Source organism: Pseudomonas sp. PS1(2021) (assembly GCF_020405165.1).
Lineage (GTDB): Bacteria > Pseudomonadota > Gammaproteobacteria > Pseudomonadales > Pseudomonadaceae > Pseudomonas > Pseudomonas aeruginosa.
Genome location: NZ_CP084484.1, coordinates 2,878,714 through 2,894,861, shown reverse-complemented (window position 1 = coordinate 2,894,861; position 16,148 = coordinate 2,878,714). Strand labels below are relative to the sequence as shown.

Genomic DNA, 16,148 nt, shown 5'->3' with positions numbered 1-16,148 from the left:
TTTTCGTTGTTGAAAGTGCATGGGTTCTTCTATTAGTTTCGCTATGCGAAATATGATTTTGTTTTATTGATTTTTTGAAAAAGAGGTCCCTACTATGCGCGGCAACGACGAGCGCCGGAGTCCGGCGGAAGGTGCCAGTACGGAAGCGGAAGTGTCCGCCTTCGAAGCTGTGCTGATCGACCCGATGCAGGAGAAAGACGAGGAACTCAAGGACCGCCAGTTCGTCACCGCGCTGGCCCGCGGGTTGGAATTGCTGCGCTGTTTCACACCACGGGAAAGCCTGCTGGGCAACCAGGAACTGGCGAAGAAGACCGGCCTGCCGAAGCCGACGGTGTCGCGTCTGACCCACACCCTGACCCGGCTGGGCTATCTGCGTCACCTGCCGCATAGCGGCAAGTACCAGTTGGAAGTGGGCGTGATGTCGTTCGGCTACGCGATGCTCTCGAACCTGTCGATTCGCGCGCTCGCCCGCCCTTTGATGGAAGAGATGGCCGGCTACGCCAAGGCCGCGGTGGCCATGGCGGCCCGCGACCGGCTGAGCATGGTCTACCTCGACGTGGTGCATGGCGAGGCCAACCTGACCATGCGTCGCCAGGTCGGCAGCCACCTCTCGCTGCACCGCAGCGCGATCGGCCGGGCCTGCCTGGCGGCGATGCCGGAGGACGAGCGGGAGTTCATCCTCGGGCACATCCGCAAGCGCCACCCGGAAGACTGGCCGGAAGTGCGCAAGGGGCTGGAGCGGGCCTTCCGCGACTATGCCGACTACGGCTTCTGCCTGTCGCTCGGCGAGTGGCAACGCGACGTCAACGCGGTGGGCGTGGCCTTGCACCACGAGAGCCATGGGCTGCTGGCGTTCAACTGCGGCGGGCCGAGTTTCCACCTCAAGCGCGAGAAACTGGAGGACGACATCGGCCCGCGCCTGCTGCACATGGTCCACAACATCGAGGCCGCCACCCGCTGACCGAGGCCGGTGACGGAATCATGGCAACCGGCCTAAGGGCCTATTGGAGTGAGCATGATTCGTGATCCGGAAACCCTGAACCTGCTGCTGGACAGCATCCGCCAGTTCGTCCGCGAAAGCCTGGTGCCTCATGAGCAGGAGGTGGCGGAAACCGACCGCATCCCCGAGGCGATCATCGCCCGCATGCGCGAGATGGGCCTGTTCGGCCTGTCGATCCCGGAGGCCTACGGCGGCCTCGGGGTGACCATGGAGGAAGAGGTGAGCATCGCCTTCGAACTGGGGCGGACCTCGCCGGCGTTCCGTTCGCTGCTGGGCACCAACAATGGCATCGGCTCCCAGGGCATCGTCATCGACGGCACCGAAGAACAGAAGCGGCGCTACCTGCCGCGCCTGGCGTCGGGCGAACTGCTCAGTTCGTTCTGCCTCACCGAACCGGACTCCGGTTCCGACGCCGCCTCGCTGAAGACCACGGCGGTGCGTGACGGCCAGCACTACGTGCTCAACGGTACCAAGCGCTTCATCACCAACGCCCCGCAGGCCGGCATCTACACCGTGATGGCACGCACCAACCCGGCGATCCGTGGCGCCGGCGGAATCTCCGCTTTCGTCGTCGAGCGCGGTACGCCCGGGCTGTCCCTGGGCAAGCCGGATCGCAAGATGGGACAGAAGGGCGCGCATACCTGTGACGTGATCTTCGACGACTGCCGGGTGCCTGCCAGCCAGTTGATCGGCGGGGTCGAGGGCGTCGGCTTCAAGACCGCGATGAAGGTGCTCGACAAGGGCCGCCTGCACATCGCCGCGGTCTGCGTGGGGGTCGCCGAGCGGATGCTCGAGGATGCGTTGCGCTATGCCCTGGAACGCAAGCAGTTCGGCCAGCCGATCGCCGAGTTCCAGTTGATCCAGGCAATGCTCGCCGACAGCAAGGCCGAAGCCTACGCGGCGCGCTGCATGGTCATCGACGCCGCGCGGCAGCGCGACGAAGGCCGCGATGTCGGTACCGAGGCGTCCTGCGCCAAGCTGTTCGCCTCGGAAATGTGCGGCCGCGTCGCCGACCGCGCGGTGCAGATCTTCGGCGGCGCCGGCTATATCGGCGACTATGGGATCGAGCGCTTCTATCGCGACGTGCGACTGTTCCGCATCTACGAGGGCACCACGCAGATCCAGCAACTGCTGATCGCCCGCAACATGATCCGCGCCGCCCAGGGCTAGCGTCGATCCTTCGCCTTGTCACCGGCCGTGGCGCAGTCCCCGGCCGGTTGCTCTCCCAGGCGCTGTCCGCGCCACTCTTTACGCTTTCTTTATGCCGTCCGACGCGGCCCGGAATCGCTTCTTTACGCCCCCTTTGCGGAGACTTTCCCTCAAGCGGCAGAGGCCGTTCGAAGGAGAGATCGCACACATGACCGTTCTGGATTGGTTGTCCCTGGCCCTGGCCACGGGACTGTTCGTCTATTTGCTGGTGGCGCTGCTACGCGCCGACCGTGCCTAGGGGAGGGCACATGAACAGCCACGAGATTCTCTTGATCCTGGCCTTTTTCGCCCTGGTCCTGGTGCCTGCACCGTTCCTCGGGCGCTACTGCTTCAAGGTGATGGAAGGCCAACGCAATCTCCTCAGCGCGCCGCTGGCGCCACTGGAGCGCGTCTGCTATCGCCTGTTCGGCGTCGATCCGGCGAGCGAGCAGGACTGGAAGACCTACACCCTGGCGCTGCTGGCATTCAACCTGGCCGGCCTGGTCCTGCTGTTCTCGATCCTCATGCTGCAGGGCAGCCTGCCGCTGAACCCGCAGCACCTGCCGGGCCTGGAATGGACCCTGGCGTTCAACACCGCGGTCAGTTTCGTCACCAACACCAACTGGCAGGCCTACAGCGGCGAGGCCTCGCTGAGCTACTTCAGCCAGATGGTCGGCCTTACGGTGCAGAACTTCGTCAGCGCGGCGGTCGGCCTCTGCGTGCTGGTGGCCCTGGCGCGCGGCATCAGCCGCCGCTCCACACGACAGCTGGGCAACTTCTGGGTCGACCTGACCCGCGGCACCCTCTACGTGCTGCTGCCGCTGTGCCTGCTGCTGGCGTTGCTGCTGGTCTGGCAGGGCGTGCCGCAGACCTTCTTCGACTACGTCCATGCCACCACCTTGCAAGGCGCCGAGCAGACCATCCCGCTCGGCCCGGCGGCCAGCCAGATCGCCATCAAGCAACTGGGCACCAACGGCGGCGGCTTCTTCGGCGTCAACTCGACTCATCCGTTCGAGAACCCGAGTGCCTGGAGCAACCTGTTCGAAGTGGCCTCGATCATCCTGATCCCGGCGGCGCTGGTATTCACCTTCGGCCATTACGTGAAGGACCTGCGCCAGAGCCGCGCGATCCTCGGCTGCATGCTGCTGCTGTTCTGCCTCGGCCTGGGCTTGTCGCTGTGGGCCGAATACCAGCCGAACCCGGCGCTGGCGCAGTTGCCGGTCGAGCAGGGCGCACCGATGGAGGGCAAGGAGAGTCGCTTCGGCACCGCCGCCAGCATGCTCTGGGCGATCACCACCACCGCCGCCTCGAACGGCTCGGTGAACGCCATGCACGATAGCCTGAGCCCCCTGGGCGGCATGCTGCCGCTGCTGAACATGATGCTCGGCGAGGTGATCTTCGGCGGCGTCGGCGCCGGCCTCTACGGCATGCTGCTGTTCGTCCTGATCGCGGTGTTCCTCGCCGGCCTGATGGTCGGGCGGACGCCGGAGTACCTGGGCAAGAAGCTCGAGGCGAAGGAGGTCCGCCTGCTGGTCTTCACCCTGCTGGTGATGCCTGTCGGCGTGCTGGTGCTCGGCGCCATTGCCGCCAGCCTGCCGGGACCGGCCTCGGCGGTGACCAACCCCGGCCCGCACGGTTTCAGCCAACTGCTCTACGCCTACACCTCGGGGAGCGCCAACAACGGCTCGGCGTTTGCCGGTTTCGGTGCCAACACGCCGTTCCACAACCTGATGATCGGCCTGGCCATGCTCATCGGCCGCTTCGGCTACATCCTGCCGATCCTCGCCATCGCCGGCAGCCTGGCGGCGAAGAAGGCCAGCCCGGTGGGGCCGAACAGTTTCCCGACCCATGGTCCGCTGTTCGTCAGCCTGCTCACCGTGACCATCCTGCTGGTCGGCGGCCTGACCTTCCTGCCGACCCTGGCCCTCGGCCCGATCGCTGAACAACTGAGCCTCGGCTTCTGAAGGAATCGCACATGAACGCTCAGACCCAGGCGTCCAAGAACGCCTTGCACAAATCGCTCGAACGTCGCCACAACGCGTCCACCAGCCTCGCCGCCTTGTGGCGGCCGGCGCTGCTGCAAGCCTTCGTCAAGCTCGACCCGCGCCAGTTGCTGCGCTCGCCGGTGATGCTGGTGGTCGAACTGACCGCCGTGCTCACCACCTTGCTGTGCTTCGTCCCCGACCAGGCGGTGCCGACCTCGGTGGCGCTGCAGATCGCCCTCTGGCTGTGGTTCACCGTGCTCTTCGCCAACTTCGCCGAAGCGCTAGCCGAGGGGCGTGGCAAGGCCCGCGCGGACAGTCTCAAGGCCGGCAGCCAGGGCCTCTCCGCCAATAAGCGGCGCGCCGACGGCAGTTTCGAGAGCGTCGCTGCCAGCAGCCTGCGCAAGGGCGACGTGGTACGGGTCCAGGCCGGCGAGATGATTCCCGGCGACGGCGAAGTCATCGAAGGCGTGGCGGCGGTCAACGAGGCCGCCATCACCGGTGAATCGGCGCCGGTGATCCGCGAGTCCGGCGGCGACCGCTCAGCGGTGACCGGCAACACCCAGGTGGTGTCCGACTGGCTGCTGGTGCGGATCGGCGCCAACCCGGGCGAGTCGACCCTGGACCGGATGATCGCCCTGGTGGAAGGCGCCAAGCGGCAGAAGACCCCCAACGAAGTGGCGCTGGACATCCTGCTGATCGGCCTGACCCTGATCTTCCTGCTGGTGGTGGTAACCCTCAAGCCGTTCGCCCTGTTCGCCGGCGGCAACCTGCCGCTGGTGTTCCTGGTGGCGCTGCTGGTGACGCTGATCCCGACCACCATCGGCGGCCTGCTCTCGGCCATCGGCATCGCCGGCATGGACCGCCTGGTGCGCCTGAACGTGATCGCCAAGTCCGGTCGCGCGGTGGAGGCGGCCGGCGACGTCCACGTGCTGCTGCTCGACAAGACCGGCACCATCACCTTCGGCAACCGCCGCTGCAGCGCGCTGTACGCCGCGCCGGGGGTGAGCGGCAAGGAACTGGCCGAGGGCGCGTTGCTGGCCTCGCTGGCCGACGACACCCCGGAAGGCAAGTCGATCGTCGAATACCTGCGCATCCTGCATCCGATCGAGGAGCCGCGCCGCGAGGAGCTGACGCCGATCGCCTTCAGCGCGGAAACCCGCCTGTCCGGGGTCGACTGGAACGGCCAGGTGTACCGCAAGGGGGCGGTGGATGCGGCGCTGCGCTTCATCGACCTGCCGCGGGAGAAGATGCCCGAGGTGCTTTCGCGGGAGGTGGACAAGATCGCCCAGAGCGGCGGCACCCCGCTGCTGGTGGTAGCCAACGGCCGGCTGCTCGGCGCCATTCACCTGAAGGACGTGGTCAAGCCGGGCATTCGCGAGCGCTTCGCCGAACTGCGCCGGCTGGGCATCCGCACCGTGATGGTGACCGGCGACAACCCGCTGACCGCCGCTGCCATCGCCGCCGAGGCTGGGGTCGACGACGTGATCGCCGAGGCTACCCCGGAGAAGAAACTGGCGCGGATTCGCCAGGAGCAGGGCGAAGGTCGCCTGGTGGCGATGTGCGGCGACGGTGCCAACGACGCCCCGGCGCTGGCCCAGGCCGACGTCGGCATGGCCATGAACGACGGCACCCAGGCCGCCCGCGAGGCGGCCAACCTGGTCGACCTGGACAGCGACCCGACCAAGCTGCTCGACGTGGTCCAGGTGGGCAAGGAGTTGCTGGTCACCCGCGGCGCGCTGACCACCTTTTCCATCGCCAACGACGTGGCCAAGTACTTCGCCATCCTGCCGGCGCTGTTCGTCGGCATCTACCCGCAGCTCGACGTGCTCAACGTGATGCGCCTGCAAAGCCCGCAGAGCGCGATCCTGTCGGCCATCGTGTTCAACGCGCTGATCATCGTCGCGTTGATCCCATTGGCCTTGCGCGGCGTGCGGGTTCAGGCGGCGGACGCTTCGCAACTGCTGCAGCGCAACCTGCTGATCTATGGCGTCGGCGGCCTGGTGGCGCCGTTCCTCGGGATCAAGGCGATCGACCTGCTGCTGACCGCCGTCGGCCTGGCATGAACAACGGCCCTCGCCGTCGGGCGAGGGCCTGGGACTGAAGAGAGGATCTGCACATGTTCAAGCAACTCCGTCCGGCACTGGCGTCACTGCTGGTGCTCAGCATGGTCACCGGCGTGGCCTATCCGCTGCTGGTCACCGGTATCGCCCAACTGGCGTTCCCCGAGCAGGCCAATGGCAGCCTGCTGCGCGACGCCGAGGGCAAGGTGCTCGGCTCGCGGCTGATCGCGCAGAAGTTCGACGGCGAGGAGTGGTTCCATTCGCGGCCTTCGGCGGGCGACTACGCCACCGTTTCCAGTGCCGCGAGCAACCTGGCGCCGAGCAACCCGGCACTGGCCGAGCGCATCGCCAGGGACGCCGCCCAGGAGCGTATCGCCGACCAGGGGCCGGTGCCGCTGGCGCTGGTCACTACCTCCGGTAGCGGACTCGATCCGCAGCTGCCGCCGCAGGCCGCGCGTTACCAGGCGCTGCGGGTGGCCACGGCGCGCGGGCTGCCGCTGCGGCTGGTGGAAGACCTGGTGGAAAGCCACACCGAGCGGCCGCTGGTGGGGCCGGCGGTGGTCAACGTGCTGGCGCTGAACATGGCGCTGGCGGGGTTGAAGCGCTAGGTTTCCCCAGAGACCCACGCAAGGGCTTGCAATATCGCCGCATCGGCGGATGATCGCCGGCGATCGTCCGCCCTGCGCGGCGCAGAGCAACGGAGTACGACCGATCCATGACCGACACCGCACGCGCCGACGCGCTGCTGGCCGACCTGCCCGCTGACGGGCGCGGCCGCCTGAAAGTCTTTCTCGGCGCGGCGCCGGGGGTGGGCAAGACCTTCGCCATGCTGCAGGCCGCCCAGGCCCAGTTGCGCCAGGGCGTGAAACTGCGCGCCGGGGTGGTCGAGACCCACTCGCGGGCGGAAACCGAGTCCCTCCTCGCAGGCGTGCCGCAGCAGCCGCTGCGCAGCCTCGAGTATCGAGGGATGAAACTGCAGGAAATGGACCTCGACGGTCTCCTCGCCGACCCGCCGGCGCTGGCCCTGGTCGACGAACTGGCCCACAGCAACGTTCCCGGCAGCCGCCACGCCAAGCGCTGGCAGGACATCCAGGAGTTGCTGGCGGCGGGAATCGACGTCTACACAACGGTCAACGTCCAGCACCTGGAGAGCCTCAACGACCAGGTCCGCGACATCACCGGCGTGCAGGTCCGCGAGACGGTGCCGGACTGGGTGTTGCAGGAGGCCTACGAGATCGTCCTCATCGACCTGCCGCCGCGCGAGCTGCTGGAGCGCCTGCGCGAGGGCAAGGTCTACGTGCCGGAACAGGCGCGGGCGGCGATCGATGCGTTCTTCTCGCAGACCAACCTCACCGCGCTGCGTGAACTGGCGATGCAGACCGCCGCCGCGCGGGTCGACGCCGACCTCAACCACCGCTACCGCCAGCGCGGCGAGGAAGCGCCGGCGTTGCGCGGGCGGCTGCTGGTGGGCATCGACGGTGACGAACAGGCCGAACGCCTGGTGCGCCACGCCTGCCGGGTCGCCGAACGTCGGCACCTGCCCTGGAGCGTGGTACACGTCGATACCGGCGGCTTGCGCGGCGAGCAGGCGCGGATGCGCCTGCAGGGTGCGCAGCAACTGGCCGAGCGGCTCGGCGGCGAGATCGTCGTGCTGCGCGCCGGCGAGGTGGCGCGGACCCTCCTGCAACATGCCCGCGAGCGCCGCGCCAGCCTGGTCCTGGTTGGCCAGTCGCGGCGCCGCTGGTACCGCCGGGCCTTCGGCGGTGGTCTCGCCGGGCGTCTGCTGCGCGACGGCCAGGGCCTGGAGATCAGTGCCCTGGACAGCGAGGCCGACCTGCGCCCGGCGGAACCGCGGCCACGCTATCCGGTGGTGTGGAACGACTATCTGCTGGCGCTGCTGGCGACCGCCCTGGCCAGCGGCCTGGCCTGGATCGTGGCGCACCTGCTGGAGCTGCCGAACATCTCCCTGGTGTTCCTGATGGCGGTGCTGCTGGTGGCAGTGCGCAGCAGCCTGATGCCGGCACTGCTGTGCGCGGTGGCGTCGTTCCTGGCCTATGACTTCCTGTTCATCCCGCCGCATTTTTCCTTCGCCATCCATCGCCACGAAGACCTGCTGAGCCTGGCGTTCTTCCTGTTCATGGCCGGCCTCACCGGCAACCTGGCGGCACGCCAGCGGCGCCAGCTGGAGGCGCTGCGCGATACCCAGGAGGAAACCAGCCTGCTGCTGGAGCTGTCGCGCAAGCTCACCGCCGCCACCGACCGCCAGGCGGTGCTGGCCGCCGCCGCCCAGCAGTTCGACGACTGGAAGGACGTCGAGGTCTGCCTGCTCGGTCAGGTCAATGGCGAGTGGAAGACCGAGGCCGGCGTGCAGCGGCAACTCGCCGACCAGGAACGGGTCGCCGCGGACTGGGCCTGGGCCCACGACCAGCCGGCCGGCCTCGGTACTGGCACGCTGCCCGGAGGACGCTGGTGGTGGTGGCCGCTGTCGGCGGAAGAGGGACCGCTGGCACTGCTCGGTGTCGCGCCGCTGGACGGCCAGCCGCTGAGCCCGCAGCGCCGGCGCCTGCTCGCCGCCCTCGGCCAGCCTCTGGCCCAGGCCCTGGCGCGGGCTCGCCTGGCCGAGGACCTGGAGGCCGCGCGCCTGCACGGCGAGACCGAGCAACTGCGCAGCGCCTTGCTCGCCTCGGTCTCCCACGACCTGCGCACGCCGCTGACGGCCATGCGCGGCTCCATCGACAGCCTGCTGGCGCTGGGTGAGGCGATCCCGCCGGCGGATCGTCGCGAACTGCTGGAAAGCACCCGCGACGAGGCCGAGCGACTGGACCGCTATATCCAGAACCTGCTCGACATGACCCGTCTCGGCCACGGTGGCCTGAAGCTGGCGCGCGACTGGGTGGCGCCGGGCGACATCGTCGGCAGCGCGCTGAACCGCCTGCGCGCGGTGCTGGCGCCGTACCGGGTGCAGGCGATCGTGGCCAACGACCTGCCGTTGCTCTACGTGCATGCGGCGCTGATCGAGCAGGCGCTGATCAACGTGCTGGAAAATGCCGCGCGCTTCTCGCCGAACCACGGCCGGTTGCGCATCGAGGTCAGCCAGGATGCCGCCGAGCTGCGTTTCGCGGTGAGCGACGAGGGGCCGGGGATTCCCGAGGCCGAGCGGGAGAAGATCTTCGACATGTTCTACACCGCTGCCCGTGGCGACCGCGGTGGCCAGGGCACCGGCCTGGGCCTGGCGATCTGCCAGGGCATGATCGGCGCCCACGGCGGGCGCATCAGCGTCGGCGAAGGCCTCGACGGTCGCGGCACCACGCTGGTCCTGCACCTGCCGCTGCATCCGCAGCCGGACCTCGGGCAACTGGAGGGCGACGAATGAGCCCGGCGCACTTGCCTGGCGCCTGCGCTCGCGCTATTCCTGCCGTTTCCGCGACGCCGCCGCTGGCCTGTCGCCGTGTTCACCTGCCGTGCCGAGTGCCATGACCCAATTGCAGAACAGCATCCTGCTGATCGACGACGAACCGCAGATCCGCAAGTTCCTCCGTATCAGTCTCAATGCCCAGGGCTACCGGGTGCTCGAGGCCGGCACCGGCGAAGAGGGGCTGGCCCAGGCCGCGCTGAACCGACCGGACCTGGTGGTGCTCGACCTCGGCCTGCCGGACCGCGACGGCCAGGACATCCTTCGCGACCTGCGCGAATGGTCGCAGGTGCCGGTGCTGGTGCTGTCGGTGCGCGCCAGCGAGGGCGAGAAGGTACTGGCCCTGGACGGCGGCGCCAACGACTACGTGACCAAGCCGTTCGGCATCCAGGAGTTCCTCGCCCGCGTGCGCGTCCTGCTGCGCCAGGCGGCGCAGGGCGAAAGCCCGGAGGCGTCGGTAGCGGTCGGCCCGTTGCAGGTGGACTTCGCCTATCGCCGAGTCACCCTGGAGGGTGCGGAAGTGGCGCTGACGCGCAAGGAGTATGCAGTGCTCGCCGCGCTGGCACGCCATCTCGGACGGGTAGTGACCCAGCAGCAACTGCTCAAGGATATCTGGGGTCCGACCCATGTCGAAGACACCCATTACCTGCGGGTCGTGGTCGGCCACCTGCGCCAGAAGCTCGGCGACGATCCGGCCAGCCCGCGCTTCCTGGTGACCGAGGCGGGTGTCGGTTATCGCCTGCGCGACAGCTGACGCGCAGCGCAATTCTGCGCGAGGGGCATGCCTCCCGCGCGTTCATCGCCTATGATGCCGCGCATTCGCGCTGGCCCGGATGCGCCGGGTCGGCGCCCCGGTGTCACGACGAAGGTCATCATGCAGCAACTGTTGAACGAGATTCTCGATGAAGTCCGCCCGCTGATCGGGCGCGGCAAGGTCGCCGACTACATTCCCGCGCTCGCCGGCGTCGAGCCGAACCAACTGGGGATCGCCGTGTACAGCCGCGACGGCGAGCTGTTCCATGCCGGCGACGCCCTGCGGCCGTTTTCCATCCAGAGCATTTCCAAGGTGTTCAGCCTGGTCCAGGCGATCCAGCATTCCGGCGAGGACATCTGGCAACGCCTCGGCCACGAGCCCTCCGGCCAGCCTTTCAACTCCCTGGTGCAGCTGGAGTTCGAGCGCGGTAAGCCGCGCAACCCGTTCATCAATGCCGGCGCCCTGGTGATCTGCGACATCAACCAGTCGCGTTTCGCCGCGCCGGCGCAATCGATGCGCGATTTCGTCCGGCGCCTGTGCGGCAACCCGGAAGTGGTGTCGGACTCGGTGGTGGCGCGCTCGGAGTACCAGCACCGCTCGCGCAACGCGGCGGCGGCCTACCTGATGAAATCGTTCGGTAACTTCCACAACGACGTCGAGGCGGTGCTGCTCAGCTATTTCCATCATTGCGCGCTGCGCATGAGCTGCGTCGACCTGGCGCGGGCGTTCTGCTTCCTCGCCGACAAGGGCTTCTGCAAGCACAGCGGCGAGCAGGTACTCAACGAGCGGCAGACCAAGCAGGTCAACGCGATCATGGCCACCAGCGGGCTCTACGACGAGGCCGGCAACTTTGCCTATCGGGTCGGCCTGCCGGGCAAGAGCGGTGTCGGCGGCGGCATCATCGCGGTAGTGCCGGGGCGCTTCACGGTCTGTGTCTGGTCGCCGGAACTGAACGCCGCGGGCAATTCGCTGGCGGGTATCGCCGCGCTGGAGAAACTCAGCGAGCGGATCGGCTGGTCGATCTTCTGAAACCGCCGCCCGTCGTGGCGGCGCTCGAATTCCCGGCGCCGCTGCGCTATGTTCTGCGGCTACCGCTTGCCGGCGCCGGATGCGCCGGTCCACTCGCCAGGAAGGTCGCCATGTCCCGTCCGATCCCCGTTTCCCGTGTCTTCGCCTGCCTCACCGTTCTCGCCGCCTGCGCGCATGTCGGCGCCGCCGAACCGGACTGGCGTGGCTACACCAGCGAACAGCAGCAGCGCAGCGTGCTGGCCGTCGAGCAGGACGCCGAGGCCATCAACAAGCGCTACTACGACAGTGCCTTCGAGGAATTCCTGCCGGAACTGGAGCAACTGGAACTCAGCCTGGCGCAGCCCGTCGTCGCCGTCGACGAGAAAGGCCTGCTGGGCGACTGGAAGTGCCGCTCGACCCAGGCCGACCAGTACGGCATCTATCGCTATCCGAACTTCCAGTGCCGCATCCGGCGTACCGACCGCGGCCTGTTCCTGGAGAAGACCAGCGGTTCGCAGCGGGTCAGCGGCTACCTGTTCCGCGAAGGCACGCAGCGCTACGTGTTCCTCGGCGGCGCCACGGTCAACGACGAGCCCCAGGTGGCCTTCAGTGGCCTGGCCCACGGCGCGCCGGCTGAGTCCGACGTGGTCGCGCTGCTGCGCCCGCACGCCGGTGGCTTCCTCCTGCTGTTCCCGGAACGGCGCGGCGGCTACGAGGTCCTCGAGTTCAGCCGCTGAGGCTCAGGCGTTGTCTTCCTCGTAGCGGTCCAGGGTGTCGCTGGCGATCTGCCGGCCGAGGGCGATCAATTCCGGCGCCTTGTAGAACTCGAAGAAGCGGCAGACCCGCTTCGGCACGTTGATCAGGATGTCCGGCGGGTAGCCGGCGATCTTGTACTGCGCCAGCGAGGTCTGCATCACCTCGAAGCTCTGGTTGACCAGTTCCAGCAGCGATGCCGGACCGCTGCTTTCCACCACCGTGGTGCCGCTGGCCGACTTCGGCGAGTCCTTGCCTTGCGGCGCCGCGGCCGGCTGTTGCAGTTGCGGCTCGGCGGGCTCCTCGGATTCCGCCGGAACCGGATGGAGCAGGGCGTCGGCGCTCAGCTCCGGCGGGGTATTGTCGTCGCCGTGGCGGCGGAAGAACGAGAGTTTGTGACCGAGGCTCTCGATCATGCTGTCGAAGCGCCCCTTGAGCGCGGCCGGACGCTCGATCACCGGCAGGTGGTACTGCTTCTGGTTGGTGGCGTTGAGATTGACCGCGATGATCAGGTCGCTGTGGGCCGACACCACCGGCACGATCGGCAACGGGTTGAGCAGGCCGCCGTCGACCAGCATGCGGCTGCCCTGCATGACCGGTGTGAACAGGCTGGGGATTGCCGCCGAGGCGCGCATGGCCTGGTGCAGGCAGCCTTCCTGGAACCAGATTTCCTGCTGGTTGGTGAGGTCGGTGGCAACCGCCGTGTAGGGAATCGACAGGTCCTCGATGTTTACCTCGCCGAGGATCTCGTGGATCTTGCCGAACACCCGCTCGCCGCGGATCGCGCCGAGGCGGAAGCTGACGTCGAGCAGGCGCAGCACGTCGAGGTAATCCAGGCTTTCCACCCACTCGCGGTACTCGCGCAGCTTGCCGGCGGCGTAGATGCCGCCGATCACCGAGCCCATGGAACAACCGGCGATGCAGGTGATCTCATAGCCGCGTGCCTCGAGTTCCTCGATCACGCCGATGTGCGCGTAGCCGCGCGCACCGCCGGAGCCCAATACCAGGGCGACCTGTTTGCTCATCTGCAACCCCTTGCCAATACTGCGTGACGAAGCGAAAACGATACGCGTGTCGCCCGGCCGCCGCCAAGTGCGTCGCGGCGATGCGCGGCCCTTTCCCTGTCCGGAGATCGTTCGATGAAAACCTGGATCGTTCTGCCCGTCCTTGCCCTGACCCTGGCCGGCTGCGCCGGCAAGACCGCCTACCGGGAGAACTGCGCCGACCAGTTGGACGCGGCCTGGAAGGAACTCGACCTGGCCAAGGCCGAAGGCTTCGCCGGCACCGTCAGCTACTCGAAGGCCCTGACCCTGCTCACCGGGGCCAAGACCCAGCAGCAGTTCGAGGCCTACGAGGGCTGCACCAGCAAGGCCGAGAAGGCGCGCTTCTATATCCGCGAGTCGCGCGCCGGGCGCTGAGCCGGGCGCGGCGATCGGTCCTCTGGCGGCGGCGCCGGCTTTGCTAGAATGGGCACTTTTCCGACATCCACGGGAGTACACCGATGAGCGAGGCGATCCGCCTGACCCAGTACAGCCACGGCGCCGGCTGCGGCTGCAAGATTTCGCCCAAGGTACTGGAGGTGATCCTCGCCGGCAGCGGCGCGCAGAACCTCGATCCGAAGCTCTGGGTCGGCAACGCCTCGCGCGACGACGCGGCTGTCTACGCCCTCGACGAGGAGCGCGGGGTGGTCTCCACCACCGATTTCTTCATGCCGATCGTCGACGACCCCTTCGATTTCGGCCGTATCGCCGCGACCAACGCCATCAGCGATATCTACGCCATGGGCGGCGACCCGCTGATGGCCATCGCCATCCTCGGCTGGCCGGTCAACGTGCTGGCCGCGGAAGTCGCCCGCGAGGTGATCGCCGGCGGCCGCAAGGTCTGCGAGGAAGCCGGCATCCCGCTGGCCGGCGGACACTCCATCGACGCCCCCGAGCCGATCTTCGGCCTGGCCGTGACCGGCGTGGTGGAGAAGCGCTTCATGAAACGCAACGACACCGCCGAGGCCGGCTGCAGGCTGTACCTGACCAAGCCGCTGGGCATCGGCATCCTCACCACTGCCGAGAAGAAGGCCAGGCTGCGCGCCGAGGACGTCGGCGTGGCGCGTGACTGGATGTGCACCCTGAACAGGCCCGGCGCGCGCTTCGGCCGGTTGGCGGGGGTCAAGGCGATGACCGACGTCACCGGTTTCGGCCTGCTCGGCCACCTGGTGGAAATGGCCGACGGCAGCAAGCTCACCGCACGCGTGGAGTACGCCGCGGTACCGCGCCTGGCCAGTGCCGAATATTACCTGGAGCAGGGCTGCGTGCCTGGCGGCACACTGCGCAACTTCGACAGCTATGGCGAGCGCATCGCGCCACTGCCGGAAGTGCAGAAGCTGTTGCTTTGCGATCCGCAGACCAGCGGCGGCCTGCTGGTGGCGGTGGCTCCGGAAGGCGAGGCGGAGTTCCTCGCCGTGGCGGCGGAACTCGGCCTGCAACTGGCGCCGATCGGCGAGCTGGTCGAGCGACAGAGTCTCGCGGTACAGGTGCTGTAATGCGCGACAACACCCAGCACTACCGCGAACTGTTTCTCGACGATATCCCCCTGATGGATGTGCGCGCCCCGGTGGAGTACCACAAGGGCGCCTTTCCCAACACTGTCAACCGGCCGCTGATGAACGACATCGAGCGGCAGAAGGTCGGCACCAGCTACAAGCAGCACGGCCAGCAGGCCGCCATCGCCCTTGGCCACGAACTGGTCTGCGGGGCGCTCAAGGCCGAACGGCTGGCGGCCTGGAAAGCCTTCGCCGAAGCCAACCCGAACGGCTACCTGTATTGCTTCCGCGGCGGCCTGCGCTCGCAGATCGTCCAGCAGTGGCTGAAGCAGGACGCCGGCATCGACTACCCACGGGTGATCGGCGGCTACAAGGCGTTGCGCAACTTCCTTTTCGAAACCACCCGCGCGGCGGTCGACGAGTGCGATTTCGTGCTGGTCGGCGGCCTTACTGGTTGCGGCAAGACCGAGGTGATCGCGGCGCTGGACAACAGCCTCGATCTCGAAGGCCACGCCAACCATCGCGGCTCCAGCTTTGGCCGGCGAGCCACGCCGCAGCCGGCGCAGATAGACTTCGAGAACCGCCTGGCCATCGACATCCTGAAGAAGCGTCATCGTGGCGTCGGCCAGTTCGTCCTCGAGGACGAGGGGCGGATCGTCGGCAGCTGCTCCTTGCCGCTGGAGCTGTACCAGGGTATGCAGGGCTACCCGCTGGTCTGGCTGGAGGATGCCTTCGAGCAGCGTGTCGAGCGTATCCTCAGGGACTACGTGATCGATCTGCGCAGCGAGTTCGAGCGCGTGGTGGGCGTGGAGGAGGGCTTCGCCGCCTTCTCCGCCTACCTGCAGAAGAGCCTCGCCGGCATCGTCAAGCGCCTCGGCGGCGAGCGCTACCAGCGGCTGGCGGCGATCCTCGTGCAGGCGCTGGAAGAGCAGGGCCGCGACGGCTCGGTGGATACCCATCGCGGCTGGATCGAGGGGCTGCTCAAGGAGTACTACGACCCGATGTACGCCTTCCAGCGGCAGAGCAAGGAAGACCGCGTCGAGTTCCGCGGCAACCAGGCCGAGGTGATCGGCTACCTGCGCCAGCGTCAGGCGTTGCGGCCATCGTAGTGCTGTACCGGGAGCGCGTTGGCGTCGATGTCCTCCAGGCAGCGCGCGTTGACCGCGGCCATCGCCTGGCCGTCCGGACCTATGCCTTCGCTGAACGGCGCGCAGCCGCAGGTGGGGCAGAAGTGATGCTGCAGGCGGTGGGTGTTGAAGGTGTAGGTGTGCATCGCGCTGGCCGGCGTCTTCAGCGCCAGACGGTCGCGCGGGACGAACCACAGCAGCCAGCCGCGCCGGCTGCACAGTGAACAGTTGCACTGGATCACCTGGTCGAGGTCGCCTTCGACTTCGTAGGCGATGGTTCCGCAGTGGCAGCTTCCTCGATAGTTCATGGCAGGGCTCCTGGGTG

The 16,148-nt window shown here is 67.8% G+C and carries 15 protein-coding genes; 13 read left to right on the top strand and 2 right to left on the bottom strand.

The genetic code is table 11. From position 1 onward, the window contains the following. Positions 1–94: 94 nt before the first annotated feature. From LE197_RS13845 to LE197_RS13800, 10 genes are all read left to right on the top strand, one after another. Positions 95–961 (top strand): IclR family transcriptional regulator, encoded by an 867-nt coding sequence (locus LE197_RS13845; RefSeq protein WP_003097851.1) that lies wholly within the window; start codon positions 95–97, stop codon positions 959–961. A gap of 54 nt (positions 962–1,015) precedes the next feature. Then, positions 1,016–2,170, top strand: coding sequence for an acyl-CoA dehydrogenase family protein (locus LE197_RS13840; protein WP_003144825.1), 1,155 nt, complete (start codon positions 1,016–1,018; stop codon positions 2,168–2,170). Between the two features lie 187 nt (positions 2,171–2,357). Continuing rightward, entirely contained in the window at positions 2,358–2,447 is a 90-nt protein-coding gene (locus tag LE197_RS13835) for a K(+)-transporting ATPase subunit F (RefSeq protein ID WP_003097848.1), read from the top strand. A gap of 10 nt (positions 2,448–2,457) precedes the next feature. Next, entirely contained in the window at positions 2,458–4,152 is a 1,695-nt protein-coding gene (gene kdpA, locus LE197_RS13830) for a potassium-transporting ATPase subunit KdpA (RefSeq protein WP_003087524.1), read from the top strand. Between the two features lie 11 nt (positions 4,153–4,163). Then, positions 4,164–6,236 carry a potassium-transporting ATPase subunit KdpB gene (kdpB, locus tag LE197_RS13825; protein ID WP_003087527.1) on the top strand — a complete coding sequence of 691 codons (2,073 nt, stop codon included), beginning with the start codon at positions 4,164–4,166 and terminating at the stop codon, positions 6,234–6,236. Positions 6,237–6,289: 53 nt separating this feature from the next. Then, positions 6,290–6,841 (top strand): potassium-transporting ATPase subunit KdpC, encoded by a 552-nt coding sequence (kdpC, locus tag LE197_RS13820; RefSeq protein ID WP_003120424.1) that lies wholly within the window; start codon positions 6,290–6,292, stop codon positions 6,839–6,841. 107 nt (positions 6,842–6,948) lie between these two features. Beyond that, positions 6,949–9,606: a sensor histidine kinase gene (locus tag LE197_RS13815; RefSeq protein WP_003114597.1), complete on the top strand. Its 2,658-nt coding sequence runs from the start codon at positions 6,949–6,951 to the stop codon at positions 9,604–9,606. 100 nt (positions 9,607–9,706) lie between these two features. Continuing rightward, positions 9,707–10,399, top strand: a complete 693-nt coding sequence (locus LE197_RS13810; RefSeq protein WP_003114598.1) for a response regulator — start codon at positions 9,707–9,709, stop codon at positions 10,397–10,399. A 120-nt stretch (positions 10,400–10,519) separates the two neighbouring features. After that, positions 10,520–11,428, top strand: a complete 909-nt coding sequence (glsB, locus tag LE197_RS13805; RefSeq protein WP_003087537.1) for a glutaminase B — start codon at positions 10,520–10,522, stop codon at positions 11,426–11,428. A gap of 110 nt (positions 11,429–11,538) precedes the next feature. Further along, positions 11,539–12,144, top strand: coding sequence for a DUF4893 domain-containing protein (locus LE197_RS13800; protein ID WP_012614309.1), 606 nt, complete (start codon positions 11,539–11,541; stop codon positions 12,142–12,144). A gap of 3 nt (positions 12,145–12,147) precedes the next feature. Here LE197_RS13800 and LE197_RS13795 read toward each other — a convergent pair whose 3' ends face one another. Then, a complete protein-coding gene (locus tag LE197_RS13795; protein WP_003087542.1) occupies positions 12,148–13,185 on the bottom strand; it encodes a patatin-like phospholipase family protein in 1,038 nt (345 codons plus the stop codon). Positions 13,186–13,299: 114 nt separating this feature from the next. Here LE197_RS13795 and LE197_RS13790 point away from each other — a divergent pair, with 114 nt between their 5' ends. The 3 genes from LE197_RS13790 to mnmH all read left to right on the top strand — a co-directional run bounded on the left by LE197_RS13790 (position 13,300) and on the right by mnmH (position 15,805). Beyond that, the gene (locus LE197_RS13790) at positions 13,300–13,578 is read left to right on the top strand and encodes a hypothetical protein (protein ID WP_003097836.1); all 279 of its coding nucleotides are present in this window, start codon (positions 13,300–13,302) and stop codon (positions 13,576–13,578) included. A gap of 83 nt (positions 13,579–13,661) precedes the next feature. Then, positions 13,662–14,696 carry a selenide, water dikinase SelD gene (gene selD, locus LE197_RS13785; RefSeq protein ID WP_003087546.1) on the top strand — a complete coding sequence of 345 codons (1,035 nt, stop codon included), beginning with the start codon at positions 13,662–13,664 and terminating at the stop codon, positions 14,694–14,696. Then, the gene (gene mnmH, locus LE197_RS13780) at positions 14,696–15,805 is read left to right on the top strand and encodes a tRNA 2-selenouridine(34) synthase MnmH (RefSeq protein ID WP_003087548.1); all 1,110 of its coding nucleotides are present in this window, start codon (positions 14,696–14,698) and stop codon (positions 15,803–15,805) included. The genes selD and mnmH overlap by 1 nt, the downstream gene beginning before the upstream one ends. On the opposite strand, the gene LE197_RS13775 is transcribed toward mnmH, so the two are convergent. Further along, the gene (locus LE197_RS13775; protein ID WP_003114600.1) at positions 15,784–16,131 is read right to left on the bottom strand and encodes a GFA family protein; all 348 of its coding nucleotides are present in this window, start codon (positions 16,129–16,131) and stop codon (positions 15,784–15,786) included. The two genes, mnmH and LE197_RS13775, sit on opposite strands and share 22 nt — an antisense overlap. Positions 16,132–16,148: the final 17 nt, after the last annotated feature.

What these genes read in the sequence shown, in the direction of transcription:
- LE197_RS13845 (WP_003097851.1), top strand. Translation starts at nt 95, where the DNA reads ATGCGCGGCAACGACGAGCGCCGGAGTCCGGCGGAAGGTGCCAGTACG.
- LE197_RS13840 (WP_003144825.1), top strand. Translation starts at nt 1,016, where the DNA reads ATGATTCGTGATCCGGAAACCCTGAACCTGCTGCTGGACAGCATCCGC.
- LE197_RS13835 (WP_003097848.1), top strand. Translation starts at nt 2,358, where the DNA reads ATGACCGTTCTGGATTGGTTGTCCCTGGCCCTGGCCACGGGACTGTTC.
- kdpA (WP_003087524.1), top strand. Translation starts at nt 2,458, where the DNA reads ATGAACAGCCACGAGATTCTCTTGATCCTGGCCTTTTTCGCCCTGGTC.
- kdpB (WP_003087527.1), top strand. Translation starts at nt 4,164, where the DNA reads ATGAACGCTCAGACCCAGGCGTCCAAGAACGCCTTGCACAAATCGCTC.
- kdpC (WP_003120424.1), top strand. Translation starts at nt 6,290, where the DNA reads ATGTTCAAGCAACTCCGTCCGGCACTGGCGTCACTGCTGGTGCTCAGC.
- LE197_RS13815 (WP_003114597.1), top strand. Translation starts at nt 6,949, where the DNA reads ATGACCGACACCGCACGCGCCGACGCGCTGCTGGCCGACCTGCCCGCT.
- LE197_RS13810 (WP_003114598.1), top strand. Translation starts at nt 9,707, where the DNA reads ATGACCCAATTGCAGAACAGCATCCTGCTGATCGACGACGAACCGCAG.
- glsB (WP_003087537.1), top strand. Translation starts at nt 10,520, where the DNA reads ATGCAGCAACTGTTGAACGAGATTCTCGATGAAGTCCGCCCGCTGATC.
- LE197_RS13800 (WP_012614309.1), top strand. Translation starts at nt 11,539, where the DNA reads ATGTCCCGTCCGATCCCCGTTTCCCGTGTCTTCGCCTGCCTCACCGTT.
- LE197_RS13795 (WP_003087542.1), bottom strand. Translation starts at nt 13,185, where the DNA reads ATGAGCAAACAGGTCGCCCTGGTATTGGGCTCCGGCGGTGCGCGCGGC.
- LE197_RS13790 (WP_003097836.1), top strand. Translation starts at nt 13,300, where the DNA reads ATGAAAACCTGGATCGTTCTGCCCGTCCTTGCCCTGACCCTGGCCGGC.
- selD (WP_003087546.1), top strand. Translation starts at nt 13,662, where the DNA reads ATGAGCGAGGCGATCCGCCTGACCCAGTACAGCCACGGCGCCGGCTGC.
- mnmH (WP_003087548.1), top strand. Translation starts at nt 14,696, where the DNA reads ATGCGCGACAACACCCAGCACTACCGCGAACTGTTTCTCGACGATATC.
- LE197_RS13775 (WP_003114600.1), bottom strand. Translation starts at nt 16,131, where the DNA reads ATGAACTATCGAGGAAGCTGCCACTGCGGAACCATCGCCTACGAAGTC.